The following is a 14804-nucleotide window of genomic DNA, read 5'->3' on the forward strand; positions in this document are numbered from 1 at the left end:
GACTCATGGAAATCATTCTCCTCGAACGGATCGAGAAGCTGGGCGCCATCGGTGACGTCGTCACCGTGAAGGACGGTTACGCTCGTAACTTCCTGCTGCCCAACAAGAAGGCGCTGCGCTCCAACAACGCCAACAAGAAGGTCTTCGAAGCTAACCGCGCGAAGATCGAGGCCGACAACGCCGCCCGCCGTGGCGACGCTGAAAAGGCTGCCGAGGGCGTCAACGGCAAGCAGATCGTCCTGATCCGCCAGTCGTCGAACGCCGGCCACCTCTACGGTTCGGTCGCCGTCCGCGACGTTGTCGAAGCACTGCAGGCTGACGGTGTCACCAACGTCACCAAGGCGATGGTCGTGCTGGAACGCCCGATCAAGACGCTCGGCGTGTTCGACGTCAAGGTTGCGCTGCACCCCGAAGTCGCCGTCACCATTCAGGTGAACGTCGCTCGCTCGCCGGAAGAAGCTGATCTGCAGGCGCAGGGCGTCGACGTGATGGCCGACCTGTTCGAAAAGGACGAGGCTGGCTTCACCGAAGATTATGATCCGAACGCGGAACCCGGCGAAATCGCCGTGGAAGCGGAAGAAGCTCCGGCTGAAGAAGCCTGAGTTTCCACAACGGACCAAAAAGAAAGCCGCCCCTCACCGGGCGGCTTTTTTGTTGATTGGTTAGCGGATTGCTGGATGTTGCGATCCTGCCGGAGCTGGGCGTTCATTATTTACATAGGAAAGCCGCTAGGAAGCCAGATTGTCGAAGCGGTTTCCTGTCGAAAAGACAGAGCCCTTCGCCAGGCCTAAGCGAACGGACGGGTCGGAGTAAAATTCGGCCCAGGCGCCCACCCGATAGCGCTTCAATAATCGATGCGGATCTGCACCTGCGAGACATCGACGCCTGCGTGTTTCGCGACTTCCCGCTTCGCTGAGTCGATAACATCATGAAGCTGCTGACCCAGACGGGCATTGCCCGCCCCTGCGGGACCGTGCGACGGCGCGACCGCTTCACCCACAAGCAACTGCTGCTCGGTCAGGCCGAATGCCTGAGCGAGGGCGATCAGGCTCCTGCGCCGGGGCATGGTCTTGCCCACTTCCCACGCCCAGAGCGAGGGCTTGCTGAAACCCGTCAACCTGGAAAGCGCTTCCCGGCTGAGGCCGCGTTCGCGGCGCAACCGGCGCAGACGCGCAGGAAACATTTCAGGGCTTTGCGCATCGGCGGCATGGTCGATCGGCCTGCCATTGCTGCGCACCGTGCTGCGAAGCCGGGTCGCGCTGACAGCGGCTTGGGGGAGCGCCTCATCGAAACGGCATCCAAATAACGGTTCATCCTGCCACACGACGCGGGCGGAGACGGAACCCGCTTCGGGCAGGGACAAAAGCACGCCTTGGCCAAGCTGCAGTTTTGAGCTGGTTTCAATCAGCATCCCCGCCGTGGAGATATCGTGAACCACGACGTCGGCCGATCCCTCGCCCAGTGCTTCGGCCACCTCAAGGCGAATGGGCCAACGAATATCGGCGCGCTTGTCGCCGGGCTCGGGGGATTGCTCCATGATCGGATCGATAGCCATGCTATGATACTCGCATTTAACGGGTTTACAGTAAGTTAATGCCTGAAGCGGGTTGGACCGATCCGAGCCATTCTTCCCCCGCCCCATTCTGTTCAGCCGTCATCCCGTACCCGGATGAAAATAACAGCCCCCTTTCCTCTTTACCCTATCCTGCTCTATGGCGAAGGCCATATTTCCGAAGGGGACCGACAACTTGATCCTAGACCTTGCCGCCGCGGCTTCGGGCGCCATTCGTTTCGATCAGCTGGGGCTAAGCCCGGTCGCGCTCGACCTCGGCTTCTTCACGCTCAAATGGTACAGCCTCGCCTATCTGGCGGGCATATTGATCGGCTACTGGTATCTGCTGAAACTCATCGCCCAGCCGGGTTCTCCCATGGCGCGGCGGCATGCCGACGACATGATTTTCTATGCAACGCTCGGCATCATTATCGGCGGGCGGCTGGCCTATGTTTTCTTCTACCAGCCCGAAATCCTTGGCAATCCGCTCGACATCTTCAAACTGTGGAACGGGGGCATGTCCTTTCATGGCGGGGCGGCTGGCGTATCGCTCGGCATCCTTTACATGGCGCGGAAGGAAAAGCTGTCCTGGCTGCGCATCCATGATTTTGTCGCATGCTGCGTCCCCTTCGGGCTGTTTTTCGGCCGCCTCGCCAACTTCGTGAATGGCGAGCTGTGGGGCAAGGAAACGGATGTGCCGTGGGCGATCATCTTCCCGACCGGTGGCCCCTTCGCCCGCCATCCGAGCCAACTTTACGAAGCCTTTTTCGAAGGTATCGTGCTGTTCCTCATCCTCGCCTTCGCCTTCTGGAAGACGCGCGCCCGCTACAAGCCGGGAATGCTGGTGGGGATTTTCCTGCTGGGCTACGGCATATTCCGTTTCGGCGTGGAATATTTCCGCGAAGCTGACGCGCAGTTGATGGAATTTGCCGCGCGAACCGGCCTTCACATGGGCCAGTGGTTGTGCGTTCCGATGATCCTCGGCGGCCTATACCTGATAGCAACCGCAAAGGGCCGCCGCGTTCGCGTGGAGCCAATCGCGGGGAGCGCGAGTGTCAGCTGAACCGCTGACCCTCGCCCAGCGTCTGGCTCGGCAGATTGACGCCGGAGGGCCGATCTCGGTCGCGCATTATATGGCCGAGGCGAACCAGCATTATTACGGCACGCGCGATCCTCTGGGCGCGGCAGGCGATTTCACCACCGCGCCGGAGATCAGCCAGATGTTCGGCGAACTGGTCGGCCTGTGCCTGGCAGACCTGTGGATGCGATCGGGCAGCCGCTCCAACGCACTTTATGTTGAGCTTGGTCCGGGGCGCGGCACCCTCGCGTCCGATGCGCTGCGCGCCATGGGCGGCGCGGGGTTAACGCCCCAACCCCATTTCGTGGAAACCAGCCAGACCCTGCGCGAGCGGCAACGCGCGCTCGTCCCGAACGTCTTTCATCATGACAGCGTCGCCGCCTTGCCGGACAATGCGCCGCTGCTGGTCGTCGCGAACGAGTTTTTCGACGCCCTGCCCGTCCGCCAGATCATCCGTTCGGGTGACGAATGGCGCGAGCGTGTCGTCATTTGCCCTGATGAGACCGACTCAAACCGTTTCGAAGCCGTGCCGGGCTATCGGCGGGTCGAATCGGGCATTCCCGCCATCGCGGCGGACGCTCCCGATGGAGCGATCATCGAAATACCGCTGGCTGGGACCGCCATAGCGCTGGAACTGGCGCAGCGGATCGCGCGGCAGGGCGGCGCGGCGATCATCATCGACTATGGCTATGAAGGTCCAGCGATCGGCGACACGTTGCAGGCGGTACGCAAGCATCAATTTGCGGACCCTTTCCTGGAACCGGGCGAAAGCGATCTTACGACCCATGTCGATTTCACCATGATCGGCAATATGGCGCGGCAGGCGGGCCTGCGAGTTCTGGGGCCGGTGAACCAGGGTGAGTTGCTGCGAAAGCTAGGCATTGATGCGCGGGCGGATCAGCTCGCGCGCACATCTCCCGCGCGGGCGGCGGAGGTGGAGGCTGCGCGACTGCGACTGACTGCCGAGGACGCCATGGGGACGCTGTTCAAGGCGATGGCCTGGGTGCATCCGGATTGGGCGGAACCAGCGGGATTTGAGAGGTAAGATCAGCCTCTCGCCTCCGCTCGAAACCAACAGAGGCGGGAAAACTACGCCTCCTCAATCTTCCTGATGATAACGGCTCAACCGGCGGATGAAGCCGATAAGGCCGGTCTGGCGGCTGCGTTTCATGCGTTCGGCGTGAAGGATCGTCTGGACCCGCCTGAAGCAATCCTCCGCATCGACATTGCAGAGAACATAATCATAGCCATCCCAATGCGCGATTTCATTGGCGGCGCGGGACATGCGGCCTTCAATCACTTCCTCGCTGTCAGTCGCACGGCCACGCAGGCGGCGTTCCAGCTCTTCCATCGAGGGAGGCAGGATGAACACGCGCACGACATCGCCGCCGGCGATCTGGTGCAGCTGCTGAGCGCCCTGCCAGTCGATGTCGAAAAGTACGTCGCGGCCGCTCTTCAACATGGCCTCGACCGGCGCGCGCGGCGTGCCGTAGCGCTGGCCAAAGACGTGCGCCCATTCGAGAAATTCATGCTCCGCCGTCATCCGGCGAAATTCCTCCAGATCGACGAAATGATAGTCCTTGCCGTCCACTTCGCCCGGACGCATCGGCCGCGTGGTGGCGGAAACGGACATGGCAAGGTCCGACTCAGCAGCCAGGAGCTTGCGCGCGATGGTGGATTTGCCCGCGCCAGAAGGCGAGGAAAGAACGAAGAGCACGCCACGCCGCTTGAAATCGGGCGCCTCAATAGGGATGCTGTCGGCCATGGCCGCTAGTGACGCCGTGGAACGCGTTTGGCAAGAGGCCGTGAAGGGGGACGATCGTTGAGACGCAAGGCACTACGCAACCGCCGGGGCTTCGTTGCCGCCGGGATCATCGTACTGCTGACCTGCGCGCTGCTGTTCCTGATGGCACGGCCGCCGATCTGCACTTGCGGCCATGTCGAGCTATGGCACGGGGCACTGGACAGCGGTAACAGCCAGCATATCGCCGATTGGTACAGCCTCAGCCATGTGATCCACGGCTTCCTCTTCTACGCGGGGGCGTGGGCGTTGATGCGGCGGCAGCCGATTGGCCCACGCTTTGCGCTGGCGGTGCTGGTCGAATCCGTCTGGGAGATATTGGAGAACTCGCCGATAATCATCGACCGCTACCGCGCGGCGACGATCGCTTTGGGCTATAGTGGCGACAGCATCCTGAATTCGATGAGCGATATCGGCATGATGGCGTTCGGCTTCCTCTTCGCGGCCCGTGCGCCGGTCGCGGTGACGATATGCGCTGGCATCGCACTGGAAATCATCGCGCTAGTGGCGATCCGCGACAATCTGACGCTCAACGTGCTGATGCTTGCCTGGCCGATTGAAGCGATAAAAAGCTGGCAGTCAGCCCTTTAGGCCTTTTTCGTGCGGGCTTCGGTGATCGGCACCGGTTCGTTGCTAAGATCAGGCAGCGCCTTCACCGCACGCTTGCGATCGACTTCGCGCTTGGTCTCATAGGCTTTGCCCGCAAGATAAGCGCCGGTGACGAACAGCGCGCCCAGCGGATAGCGCATGATCAACCGCTTGGCGCCCATGCCCGCGACGAGTCCGACCACGCCCTTCTTTCCGGTCGCCGCAGCAACGCGGGCCGCGACGACGGCCGCGCCCAGCCGTGCCGTCTTTCGCAGCAGCCCTGCCTTGCGCGGCGGGCGGACGGTGACAAGCGGCTGTTTGGACGTGATCTTCTTCATATGGCGATCAATGTATCGCAGGACGGGCGGTTCCGCCAGTTCACACCATATTTTCCGGCCGGACCAGCCGATCAAAACTTTCCTCATCGATCAGGCCAAGGGCAAGACCCGCCTCCTTGAGCGTGAGCCCTTCTGCATGCGCATGTTTCGCGATCTTCGCGGCGTTGTCATAGCCGATCTCGGGCGCGAGGGCGGTGACCAGCATCAGCGACCTGTCGACCAGTTCCGCAATGCGCTTCTCGTCCGCCTCCAGCCCCTCGACGCAGCGTTCGGCAAAGCTATCCATGCCGACGCTCAGCAGATGGATGGAACGCAGGACGGCAGCGCCGATCATCGGTTTGAAGACATTCAATTCCAGATGCCCCTGAAGGCCGCCGACCGTGACGGCCTGATGGTTGCCGATCACCTGTGCGGCCACCATGGTCAGCATCTCGCATTGGGTCGGATTGACCTTGCCCGGCATGATCGAACTGCCCGGTTCATTGGCGGGAAGCTCCAGTTCGCCGAGCCCCGAACGCGGCCCGCTGCCAAGCAGGCGGATGTCGTTGGCGATCTTGGTGAGCGCGACGGCCAGCGTGGCAAGGGTCGAGGATAGATGGACCAGCGGATCGTTGGAGGCCAGCGCTTCGAACTTGTTATCCGCCGTGCGGAACGGCAGGCCGGTGATCGCCGCGATCTCCTTGGCCATGGCGACGTCGAAGCCCCCGGGTGCGTTGAGTCCAGTGCCCACCGCCGTCCCCCCCTGAGCCAGCGCCATCATCCCGTGCGCCACGGCAGGCTCGATCCGATTACGACAGCGGTATAGCTGATGCGCGTAGCCCGAAAATTCCTGCCCCAGCGTCAGCGGCGTCGCGTCCTGAAGATGGGTGCGGCCGATCTTCACGATGCCACCCCATGCCTGCGCTTTATCGTCCAGAGCCTTATGGAGCCGGTCGAGCGCCGGGAAAAGCTGCTCCATCGCGGCGCGGGCGGCGGCGATGTGAAGCGCGGTCGGAAAGCTGTCGTTGGACGACTGCCCCATATTCACATGATCGTTCGGATGCACGGGTGACTTGCCACCCCGCTTGCCGGTCAGCGCTTCATTGGCGATGCCCGCGATCACCTCATTGACGTTCATGTTGGATTGCGTGCCGCTGCCCGTCTGCCAGATGACGAGCGGGAATTGGTCGTCATGATCGCCCGCGATCACTCGGGCGGCGGCCGCTTCTATCGCCTCGGCCAGTTCCGGCGCCAATCCCCCCGCGCGATTGACCCGCGCCGCAGCCTGTTTGACGATGGCGAGCGCGTGGACGATCCCGATGGGCATGCGCTCCATCGCTCCGAAGGGGAAATTTTCGATGCTGCGTTGGGTCTGCGCGCCCCAATAGGCGCTTGCGGGCACTTCTATGGCGCCGATGCTGTCGGTTTCGGTGCGGCTTTCCATGCAGAGGCTCCCGGAACGTAAAGTCAGGTAGCCAATCTGGGAGGTAAGGCGGCTATCCGCCAGCCCTTATTTCTTCTTGCCGAAATCCACAGTCACGACGTTGGAGCCGTCTTCGGTCGTGACCAGCGGCGCGTCATTCTCCGCTTCTTCATGCGGCTCGGGCAATCCGTCCGACTGCACCTGGAATTGGAGCGCGAAATTCACTGCGGGGTCCACGAAAGCTGTGATGGCGGCAAAGGGTATTACAAGATGCGACGCAACCTGATTGAATGTCAGGCTGACCTCGAACCCATCGCTGCTGACTTTCAGATCCCAGAATTTATTCTGAAGGACGATCGTCATCTCGTCCGGGAACCGCTCCACCAATTGCTTGGGGATCGCGACTCCGGGAGCCTGCGTCTTGAAGGTGATGTAGAAATGATGCGAACCCGGCAGACCGCCAGAATGTTCGACTTCGCCAAGCACGCGGCCGACCACGGCACGCAGCGCCTCCTGCACGATTTCGTCGTAGGGAATCAGGCTGTCAGGCAAGTCGTCGCTCATCCCCCATTGTCCTAACGGCGCGGCGCGGCTGGTCAAGTGCGCCCCGCACATGCAACGCCACATTGCATGCCACCCCCACTTCGGTATAGGGCGCAGCCATGCGCACGGCCGAAATTCACCGCAACACTGCGGAAACGCAGATCGACGTGACCGTCAATCTCGACGGAACGGGCATCTATACCGTCTCCACCGGCATAGGCTTTCTCGATCACATGATCGAGCAGCTATCGCGCCATTCGCTGATCGACATGACGGTCAGCACGGTAGGCGACCTGCATGTCGATCAGCATCACACGACCGAGGATACGGCAATCGCCATCGGCGAGGCTGTTGCCAAGGCGCTGGGCGACAAGCGCGGCATCACCCGTTATGGCAGCGTCTATTCCCCGATGGACGAAACGCTTTCGCGCGTGTCTCTCGACATTTCGGGCCGTCCCTGGCTGGTGTTCAACGCGCCCTTCACGGTGCAGCGCCTCGGCGAATGGGATACCGAGATGATCGAACACTGGTTCCACAGCTTCGCGCAGGCTGCCGGGATCACGCTGCACGTCGAAAATCTCTATGGCAGCAACAATCACCACATCGTCGAAAGCTGCTTTAAGGGGCTCGCCCGCGCGCTGCGGCAGGCGGTGGAGATCGACCCGCGCAAGGCGGACGCCATCCCGTCCACCAAGGGGATGTTGTGACTGCGCTAGCCCTCATCGACTACGGCGCAGGCAACCTCCATTCGGTCCATAATGCCCTGCGCAAGGCGGGGGCGGAGGATGCCGTCATCACCGCCGACCCTGAGGTAGTGGCGAAGGCTGACCGCATCGTCCTGCCCGGCGTAGGCGCCTTCCGCGCGTGCATGGATGCGCTGTCCGCCATTCCCGGCATGATCGGCGCGATGAACGAGGCAGTGGGCCAACGCGGCACGCCCTTCCTTGGCGTGTGCGTCGGCATGCAACTGCTCGCTGATGCAGGCGAAGAGTTCGGACGGCATGAAGGATTGGGCTGGATTCCCGGCACGGTTCGGCGGATCGAGCCGACCGATCCCGCCATCAAGGTCCCGCACATGGGCTGGAACAAGGTCGTGCTGAACGGCGCGCCGCCTCTGCTGGAGCCGGGCGAAGCCTATTTCCTACACAGCTATCATTTCGAAGCTGCCCACCCTGCCCATGTCGCCGCCATCACCGATCATGGCGGCCCGCTGGTGGCCGCAGTCGCGCGCGACACGATCATCGGTTGCCAATTCCATCCGGAAAAGAGTCAGACCTATGGCCTTTCCTTCCTCTCCCGTTTCCTGAAGTGGCGTCCGTGACCCCACTTCGCCGCCCGTTCGGATATTGATATGAGCCTGATCATCTTTCCCGCAATCGACCTCAAAGGCGGACAGGTCGTCCGTCTGGCCGAGGGCGACATGAACCGCGCCACCGTCTATGGCGACGATCCCGCCGCGCAGGCGCTGATCTTCGCGGAGGCAGGGGCCGAGCATCTGCATGTCGTGGACCTCGATGGCAGCTTTGCGGGCCATGCGGTCAATGCCGAAGCGGTAGAGCGCATCGTCGAAGCCTTCCCCGGCCATGTCCAGCTAGGCGGCGGCATCCGCAATCGCGAGGCTGTGGAGCGCTGGTTCGACCTTGGCGTGTCGCGCATCGTGATCGGCACCGCTGCGCTCAAAGACCCGGCCTTCGTCAAGGCGGCGGCACGCGATTTTCCGGGCGGGATCGTGGTTGCCGTCGATGCACGGGATGGTTTCGTTGCGACCGATGGCTGGGCCGAAAAGTCCGACATGCCCGTCGCTGACCTTGCTCGCCGGTTCGAGGATGCGGGCGTCGCCAGCCTCCTCTTCACGGACGTAGGCCGGGACGGCTTGCTCAAGGGCTGCAATATCGACGCGACCGTCGAGTTGGCGCGTGGTACGGACATTCCCGTCATCGCCAGCGGCGGCGTGGCGGGAATCGCGGACATTCGCGTGCTCAGCCTGCATGCAGACGAAGGCATCGAAGGCGTCATCACCGGCCGCGCGCTTTATGATGGGCGGCTGGACCTGAAAGCCGCGCTGGCGATCGCGAAGGCTGCGGCATGATAGTATCTGCTTCCGTTCGTATCGAGCGAAGTCGAGATACGGGTGCAATCGTGGTTCTCGACTGCGCTCGAACCGAACGGGAGAGGATGCGCCGCTCATGACCGTCTGCACCCGCGTCATCCCCTGCCTGGACGTCGCCAACGGCCGCGTGGTCAAGGGCGTGAACTTTGTCGACCTGCGCGACGCGGGTGACCCAGTGGAACAGGCGCGGGTCTATGACGCGGCAGGCGCGGACGAGCTGTGCTTCCTCGACATCACGGCCACCCATGAAGCGCGCGGCACCATATTGGACGTGGTGCGCCGCACCGCCGAAGTCTGCTTCATGCCCGTAACCGTCGGTGGCGGCGTGCGCAGCCCGGAAGATGCGCGAGCGCTATTGCTCGCGGGCGCTGACAAGATAGCCGTAAACAGCGCCGCAGTGGCGCGCCCCGAAGTCGTGGCCGACATTGCCGACCGCTTCGGCAGCCAGTGCATCGTCGGATCGGTCGACGCCCGGCGCGTCGGCAACAACCGCTGGGAAATCTTCACCCATGGCGGTCGCAAGCCGACCGGCATCGACGCGGTCGAACATGCGGTAAGGCTGGCGCAACTCGGTGCGGGCGAACTGCTCGTCACTTCCATGGACGGGGACGGCACGAAACAAGGCTATGACCTCGCCCTCACCCGCACCATCGCCGACGCGGTTTCCGTTCCCGTTATCGCCAGCGGCGGTGTCGGCACGCTCCAGCATCTGGTCGAAGGCGTGATCGAAGGTCATGCCAGCGCAGTGCTCGCCGCCTCCATCTTCCACTTTGGCCAGCACACGGTAGCCGAAGCGCACCAGGCGCTTGCCGCTGCGGGCGTGCCTGTCCGTTGGCGATGAACAACTTTTCATTGACGCATTTGGCGGTGAAGGCTTGATGGACAGCATGCGCTCGACACTCTTCGATCTTGAAAAGACCATCCGGCAACGGCGTGCCGCTGACCCATCCCAATCCTATGTGGCAAAGCTGACCGCACGAGGCCGGGGCAAGATCGCGCAGAAAGTGGGCGAAGAAGCCGTGGAGACGGTCATCGCCGCCATGGCATCCGACCATGAAGGCGTGATCGGCGAAAGCGCGGATTTGCTGTTCCACCTGATGGTTCTCCTGGCGGACCTCGACATTCCGCTGGACGCTGTGCTCGATGAACTGGACCGCCGGGAAGGCGTATCCGGGATCGCGGAGAAGGCTGCGCGCCCGCGAGATTGATACACAGCCGGAAAGAAATCCGCCCATCGGCGTTTCCTGATCTGCCTCAAGGCAAACAGGGAGAACGACGGCATGGTAAGAACGATCGCGGGCGGCATATTGGGCGGCTTCGCTCTTTTCGTGATCCGCTTCCTCTTCTGGCAGACGCCGCTCAGCGCTCTTGCCTTTCACCGCACGGGTGAAGCCCCCGGCGCGAACCTTCAGGCGGCACTGGCGCAGTCTCTGACGCAGACCGGAACCGGCGTCTATATCGTCCCCGATCCGGCGACCGCGCAGGGCACCATCCTATATGGCAAGGGTCCGATCGCGACGATATTCTACAACAATAGCGGCTTTCCGGTGACGGATAGTGCCGCGCTGATCGGCGGGCTCATCCTCGCCCTGATCACCGGGGTACTCATCGCCCTGGCGCTGAGATTCGCGGCGGCGGACTTCGGCAACCGGGCGCGCATTGCCCTGCTTTCCGCGCTCGCGGCCGTGCTGTGGCTGGACATAGGCCAAGCCGTCTTCAACCACGCGCATTGGGGATATAGTCTCTACCTCGCATTCAGCGACTTCATCGCGCTGGCTGCCGCCGGGCTTATCGCGGCTCGACTGATCGTGACGGCTCCTGCCGCATCGGTTAACGCTACGACGATGCACTAAGCCTCGTGCCCGCCTCCTCCGCCAACCGGATCATGCAGGCGGCGTGACGCTCTGCCACCACCATCCTGTCCTCGCCATAACCCCCACCCATGGTACTGGCGAGCGGGATGCCCCGGTTGCGCGCTTCCTGCATGACAGTACGGTCCCGCGCTTCCAGCCCCGCATCGCTCAGCGCCAATCGCCCCAGCCTGTCGTCAGCATGCGGATCGACCCCGGCTTGGTACAGAATCAGGTCAGGGCCGAAGCTATCAAGCGTCTGGGGCAGTACCTCCATCAACGCCGCGAGATATTCGCCATCGCCCACGCCGTCGGGAAGCGCCACGTCCAACGACGATCGCATCTTGCGCACGGGGAAATTCTTTTCCGCATGGACGGACAGCGTGAAAACATCGTCCCGCCCCTCCATCAACTGCGCGGTACCATCGCCCTGATGCACGTCGAGGTCGAGAATCAACACCCGCCGCGCATCCCCTTCCCCGATCAGGCGATTCGCCGCGATGGCCAGGTCATTGAACACGCAATAGCCCTCGCCGCTCTCGTAAAGCGCATGATGGCTGCCCCCGGCCGCGTTGGCGGCATAGCCGTGAACCATCGCCAGCTTTGCCGCCGCCCAGGTTCCGCCGGGAGACAGCATCGACCGCAGCATCACCCGATCATTCACCGCAAAACCGATCCGCCGTTCCTTTTCGGGCGGCACATTCAGACTGGCAACCTCCTCGACATAGGCCGTGTCATGGACTGCTTCTATCCAGTGGCGGGGCATCATCGCGGGTTCATGGAGGGTAAAGGCCGCGCCACTTACCCTAAGCGCTTCCATAACCAGCCCATATTTATCAAAACGAAAGCGGCTGCCGCCTGTGGCAGGGGAAACATAGGCAGGATGGTGAACGACATGGAGCATCATCTTTTTTCCGCGATCTCGAGTTTGAACGATGAGGGCTTTGCGCTATCTGGTCCAGCATGAACCGTCCCAATTTGATCCGTCTCAGCCTCAGCTCCCTCATGGGTCTTGCCGCGGCACCCGTGCTCGCGCAGCCGCCAGCCGTTGTGCCGACGCTGCCGGCACCCACTCCCCCGGTCATCGCGCCGCCCGCTATGGTGACGCCACCGCCCGTCCCCATCCCGGCTCCATCGGCCGCGCAGCAGGCATGGCTCAACAATTGGCTGAAAGGTGGCGCTGAACAGGGTCTGATGGCGCGCAGCAAGGCGACCGGCGTCCTGAGTGGCGACGCGTTGGTCACCGCCGTTCTGGACAGGGCCAAGGCGCTCAGCACCGGCAGGGTCGATACCGCCGACTTCCTGGACATCTGGGCCTTGCGCCCTGCGACCGTCGATCCGCGCCCCGGCCTTGCCCGCGCCATTGCCGAAGACCGCTTGCCGCAATGGGCGGCCAGCCTGACGCCGCCCTATTCGGGCTATGAGGGGCTGCGCCGGGGCCTTGCCAATTATGAGCAAATCCGAGACGCCGGGGGCTGGCCGGTCCTCGGCGCGAAATCCGCGCCCGATGCGGTGCGCAAACGCCTCGCCATCGAGGACAAGAGCGTTCAGCCCGACGAAAAGCTGTCCGACGCGCTTCAGCGGGCGCAGCGTCGCTATGGGTTGAACCCCACCGGCCTGCTGGACGCCCGCACGCTCAAGGAACTCAATGTTCCGGTGGAGGAGCGCATCGCCGCCATCATGGCGAATATGGAACGCTGGCGCTGGATGCCGCGCCAGCTGCCGGTCAACCGCGTGCAGGTGAACATCGCCGCCGCCGTTCTCACTCTGTTCGAAGGCGACCAGCCTGTCACCTCTATGCGAGCGGTCACCGGATCGCCCGACAATGCGACGCCGATGCTGACATCCAGCATCCATTCGATCGTCGTCAATCCGCCATGGAACGTGCCTTCCTCCATCGCGAAGAAGGAATTGTGGCCCAAGGGCCGCGCCGCCCTGCTGCGCCAGGGCTACAAGATCGTCGGCACGCCTGAGACCGGGGAGCGGATCGTTCAGCCAGCGGGTCCCGGCAGCGCGCTCGGGCGGTTGAAGTTCGACTTCAACAATCCCTTCGCCGTCTATCTGCACGACACGCCTGCCCGCGCGAAATTCTCAAGCTATGACCGGCTCGCCAGCCATGGCTGCATCCGGCTTGAAAAGCCCGTTCCGCTCGCGGAATTGATGCTGCAAAGCGACCCCAACCTTGCTGGGAAGGTGCAATCGCTGATCGACACCGGCAAGACGCAGCGCGTGCAATTGCCCAAGGAAGTGGCGGTGTATCTGCTCTACTGGACCGCTTTCGCCAGCAGCAACGGCACCATGAACTTCCGATCTGACCCCTATGGCTGGGACAAGCTGCTCGCCCAGAAGATCGAGGCATCCAGCCGCCGGCTAGATCCCACCGCCGCCCCGGCGCCCACCATCGCATCGAAGGATTAAGACCCCATGCGCAAGATTGCCCTCGCCGCCCTCGCTGGCGCGCTCGCCCTCTCCGCCTGCGGGAAAAAGGAAGAGCAAACGCCCGCGACCAACAACATGGTCGAACCTCCGGTTGAAAATGTAATCATCGAGGAACCGGAAGCTCCGCTGCCGCCAGCCAACAACGCTGTGCAAGCCCCGGAACCCGCGCCGCCGCCAAGCATTACCGAGAAACAGCAGATCCAGGACGATGCGGAAGCCACCGGCATGACCGCGCGGCTGGACCAGTCGGCCGAGGGAAGCAACTCGTCCAATTGAGCCGAAGGCTGGCCGCCTTCGGACGAACGGCGGCCGCCCATTTGCACCCTGCCCTTTAAGCGGGCGCAGAGCTTTGCTATATTGCGATTCATGGATCGTCGCAGTTTTACGAAGGCCGCTTTAAGCGGACTCGCCTTTTCATTCCTAGCAGACAGCGCCGGACGCGCGGCCGTGACGGCCATGCCACAGCCTGCCGCACCAGTGCCGCCGCCTGTTACCCCGCATCCGGTTACGCCCTTGGCGCAGCAACCCTATGCTCGGCTGCTGGACCGGGCAAAGGCGGCGCTGGACGAACATGCGCATATGTTCGAATTGCGCGACCGGATCGCGCTGGCCGATTTCAACGCCCCTTCGCGTGAGTTGCGCTTCCACATCGTCGATCTCGTCGGCGGTCATTCCAGCTCCTATCTGGTGGCTCATGGCCGGGGGTCCGATCCGGGACATTCCGGTTGGCTGCAAACATTCTCCAACGAACCCAATTCGCTGGCGAGTTCGGCGGGCGCGTACAAGACCGGACAAATTTACGAAGGACAGCACGGCCGCGCCATGCGGCTGGCAGGGCTCGATTCGCAGAACAACAATGCCGAGATGCGCGCCATCGTGATCCACGGCGCCGACTATGTGAGCGAAGATCATATCGCGTCATGGGGCAAAATCGGCCGCAGCGAAGGCTGCTTCGCCGTCGCCCAGCATATGTTGCCGCAACTGCTGGGTCTGCTTGGCCCGGGCCGCATGGTTTATGCGAACAAGCTCACGGCAATGGGGGCTTGAAGAGGGGCGCACGCACCGCTGGCAAGAATCTTAGACCCCCGCTCTAGTTAATCAGC

19 protein-coding genes are annotated in these 14804 nt (G+C 62.8%); 13 read left to right on the forward strand and 6 right to left on the reverse strand.

Features of this window, described 5'->3' with window-relative positions; translation table 11 throughout:
• The first annotated feature begins 5 nt into the window (after positions 1-5).
• Positions 6-602, forward strand: coding sequence for a 50S ribosomal protein L9 (rplI, locus tag ACZ51H_RS06015; RefSeq protein ID WP_449473163.1), 597 nt, complete (start codon positions 6-8; stop codon positions 600-602).
• Positions 603-844: 242 nt separating this feature from the next.
• Here rplI and ACZ51H_RS06020 read toward each other — a convergent pair whose 3' ends face one another.
• On the reverse strand, positions 845-1555 hold the full coding sequence (locus tag ACZ51H_RS06020; RefSeq protein WP_464802762.1) for a helix-turn-helix domain-containing protein: 711 nt from the start codon (positions 1553-1555) through the stop codon (positions 845-847).
• A 157-nt stretch (positions 1556-1712) separates the two neighbouring features.
• On the opposite strand from ACZ51H_RS06020, the gene lgt reads away from it, so the two are divergent.
• Positions 1713-2615, forward strand: a complete 903-nt coding sequence (lgt, locus tag ACZ51H_RS06025) for a prolipoprotein diacylglyceryl transferase (protein ID WP_464802763.1) — start codon at positions 1713-1715, stop codon at positions 2613-2615.
• Positions 2605-3675, forward strand: a complete 1071-nt coding sequence (locus tag ACZ51H_RS06030; protein ID WP_464802764.1) for a class I SAM-dependent methyltransferase — start codon at positions 2605-2607, stop codon at positions 3673-3675. Before lgt ends, ACZ51H_RS06030 begins: the two co-directional genes overlap by 11 nt.
• Before the next feature lie 54 nt (positions 3676-3729).
• Here ACZ51H_RS06030 and gmk read toward each other — a convergent pair whose 3' ends face one another.
• On the reverse strand, positions 3730-4395 hold the full coding sequence (gene gmk / locus ACZ51H_RS06035; RefSeq protein WP_196225878.1) for a guanylate kinase: 666 nt from the start codon (positions 4393-4395) through the stop codon (positions 3730-3732).
• Between the two features lie 27 nt (positions 4396-4422).
• Between gmk and ACZ51H_RS06040 the strand changes: the two genes are divergently transcribed.
• Positions 4423-5022 (forward strand): DUF2585 domain-containing protein, encoded by a 600-nt coding sequence (locus ACZ51H_RS06040; protein ID WP_464802765.1) that lies wholly within the window; start codon positions 4423-4425, stop codon positions 5020-5022.
• On the opposite strand, the gene ACZ51H_RS06045 is transcribed toward ACZ51H_RS06040, so the two are convergent.
• The 3 genes from ACZ51H_RS06045 to ACZ51H_RS06055 all read right to left on the reverse strand — a co-directional run bounded on the left by ACZ51H_RS06045 (position 5019) and on the right by ACZ51H_RS06055 (position 7323).
• Positions 5019-5357: a hypothetical protein gene (locus ACZ51H_RS06045; RefSeq protein WP_449473171.1), complete on the reverse strand. Its 339-nt coding sequence runs from the start codon at positions 5355-5357 to the stop codon at positions 5019-5021. The genes ACZ51H_RS06040 and ACZ51H_RS06045 overlap by 4 nt on opposite strands.
• A gap of 40 nt (positions 5358-5397) precedes the next feature.
• On the reverse strand, positions 5398-6780 hold the full coding sequence (gene fumC, locus ACZ51H_RS06050) for a class II fumarate hydratase (RefSeq protein ID WP_464802766.1): 1383 nt from the start codon (positions 6778-6780) through the stop codon (positions 5398-5400).
• 66 nt (positions 6781-6846) lie between these two features.
• Positions 6847-7323 carry an SspB family protein gene (locus ACZ51H_RS06055; protein WP_449473174.1) on the reverse strand — a complete coding sequence of 159 codons (477 nt, stop codon included), beginning with the start codon at positions 7321-7323 and terminating at the stop codon, positions 6847-6849.
• 98 nt (positions 7324-7421) lie between these two features.
• Here ACZ51H_RS06055 and hisB point away from each other — a divergent pair, with 98 nt between their 5' ends.
• The 6 genes from hisB to ACZ51H_RS06085 all read left to right on the forward strand — a co-directional run bounded on the left by hisB (position 7422) and on the right by ACZ51H_RS06085 (position 11265).
• Positions 7422-8009, forward strand: a complete 588-nt coding sequence (gene hisB, locus ACZ51H_RS06060; RefSeq protein WP_196225873.1) for an imidazoleglycerol-phosphate dehydratase HisB — start codon at positions 7422-7424, stop codon at positions 8007-8009.
• Positions 8006-8623, forward strand: coding sequence for an imidazole glycerol phosphate synthase subunit HisH (gene hisH / locus ACZ51H_RS06065; protein WP_464802767.1), 618 nt, complete (start codon positions 8006-8008; stop codon positions 8621-8623). Before hisB ends, hisH begins: the two co-directional genes overlap by 4 nt.
• 30 nt (positions 8624-8653) lie before the next feature.
• Positions 8654-9391, forward strand: a complete 738-nt coding sequence (gene hisA, locus ACZ51H_RS06070; protein ID WP_464772477.1) for a 1-(5-phosphoribosyl)-5-[(5-phosphoribosylamino)methylideneamino]imidazole-4-carboxamide isomerase — start codon at positions 8654-8656, stop codon at positions 9389-9391.
• 97 nt (positions 9392-9488) lie between these two features.
• On the forward strand, positions 9489-10253 hold the full coding sequence (gene hisF, locus ACZ51H_RS06075) for an imidazole glycerol phosphate synthase subunit HisF (protein ID WP_464802768.1): 765 nt from the start codon (positions 9489-9491) through the stop codon (positions 10251-10253).
• Between the two features lie 46 nt (positions 10254-10299).
• On the forward strand, positions 10300-10620 hold the full coding sequence (locus ACZ51H_RS06080) for a phosphoribosyl-ATP diphosphatase (protein WP_464802857.1): 321 nt from the start codon (positions 10300-10302) through the stop codon (positions 10618-10620).
• Positions 10621-10692: 72 nt separating this feature from the next.
• Positions 10693-11265 carry a hypothetical protein gene (locus ACZ51H_RS06085; protein WP_464802769.1) on the forward strand — a complete coding sequence of 191 codons (573 nt, stop codon included), beginning with the start codon at positions 10693-10695 and terminating at the stop codon, positions 11263-11265.
• Here ACZ51H_RS06085 and ACZ51H_RS06090 read toward each other — a convergent pair.
• Entirely contained in the window at positions 11249-12166 is a 918-nt protein-coding gene (locus tag ACZ51H_RS06090) for a histone deacetylase family protein (protein WP_464802858.1), read from the reverse strand. The genes ACZ51H_RS06085 and ACZ51H_RS06090 overlap by 17 nt on opposite strands.
• Positions 12167-12225: 59 nt before the next feature.
• Here ACZ51H_RS06090 and ACZ51H_RS06095 point away from each other — a divergent pair, with 59 nt between their 5' ends.
• From ACZ51H_RS06095 to ACZ51H_RS06105, 3 genes are all read left to right on the forward strand, one after another.
• Positions 12226-13680, forward strand: a complete 1455-nt coding sequence (locus tag ACZ51H_RS06095; protein WP_464802770.1) for a L,D-transpeptidase family protein — start codon at positions 12226-12228, stop codon at positions 13678-13680.
• Positions 13681-13686: 6 nt separating this feature from the next.
• Complete coding sequence (locus ACZ51H_RS06100) at positions 13687-13977, forward strand: hypothetical protein (RefSeq protein WP_449473188.1); 291 nt, start codon at positions 13687-13689, stop codon at positions 13975-13977.
• Between the two features lie 90 nt (positions 13978-14067).
• On the forward strand, positions 14068-14748 hold the full coding sequence (locus tag ACZ51H_RS06105; protein WP_449473190.1) for a murein L,D-transpeptidase catalytic domain-containing protein: 681 nt from the start codon (positions 14068-14070) through the stop codon (positions 14746-14748).
• The last annotated feature ends 56 nt before the right edge of the window (positions 14749-14804 follow it).

The sequence above is a fragment of the Sphingobium sp. TomMM15 genome (genome assembly GCF_055397045.1).

Coding starts and splice junctions, on each gene's coding strand:
- rplI (WP_449473163.1), top strand. CDS start 6: ATGGAAATCATTCTCCTCGAACGGATCGAGAAGCTGGGCGCCATCGGT.
- ACZ51H_RS06020 (WP_464802762.1), bottom strand. CDS start 1,555: ATGGCTATCGATCCGATCATGGAGCAATCCCCCGAGCCCGGCGACAAG.
- lgt (WP_464802763.1), top strand. CDS start 1,713: ATGGCGAAGGCCATATTTCCGAAGGGGACCGACAACTTGATCCTAGAC.
- gmk (WP_196225878.1), bottom strand. CDS start 4,395: ATGGCCGACAGCATCCCTATTGAGGCGCCCGATTTCAAGCGGCGTGGC.
- ACZ51H_RS06045 (WP_449473171.1), bottom strand. CDS start 5,357: ATGAAGAAGATCACGTCCAAACAGCCGCTTGTCACCGTCCGCCCGCCG.
- fumC (WP_464802766.1), bottom strand. CDS start 6,780: ATGGAAAGCCGCACCGAAACCGACAGCATCGGCGCCATAGAAGTGCCC.
- ACZ51H_RS06055 (WP_449473174.1), bottom strand. CDS start 7,323: ATGAGCGACGACTTGCCTGACAGCCTGATTCCCTACGACGAAATCGTG.
- hisB (WP_196225873.1), top strand. CDS start 7,422: ATGCGCACGGCCGAAATTCACCGCAACACTGCGGAAACGCAGATCGAC.
- hisA (WP_464772477.1), top strand. CDS start 8,654: ATGAGCCTGATCATCTTTCCCGCAATCGACCTCAAAGGCGGACAGGTC.
- hisF (WP_464802768.1), top strand. CDS start 9,489: ATGACCGTCTGCACCCGCGTCATCCCCTGCCTGGACGTCGCCAACGGC.
- ACZ51H_RS06080 (WP_464802857.1), top strand. CDS start 10,300: ATGCGCTCGACACTCTTCGATCTTGAAAAGACCATCCGGCAACGGCGT.
- ACZ51H_RS06085 (WP_464802769.1), top strand. CDS start 10,693: ATGGTAAGAACGATCGCGGGCGGCATATTGGGCGGCTTCGCTCTTTTC.
- ACZ51H_RS06090 (WP_464802858.1), bottom strand. CDS start 12,166: ATGCTCCATGTCGTTCACCATCCTGCCTATGTTTCCCCTGCCACAGGC.
- ACZ51H_RS06095 (WP_464802770.1), top strand. CDS start 12,226: ATGAACCGTCCCAATTTGATCCGTCTCAGCCTCAGCTCCCTCATGGGT.
- ACZ51H_RS06100 (WP_449473188.1), top strand. CDS start 13,687: ATGCGCAAGATTGCCCTCGCCGCCCTCGCTGGCGCGCTCGCCCTCTCC.
- ACZ51H_RS06105 (WP_449473190.1), top strand. CDS start 14,068: ATGGATCGTCGCAGTTTTACGAAGGCCGCTTTAAGCGGACTCGCCTTT.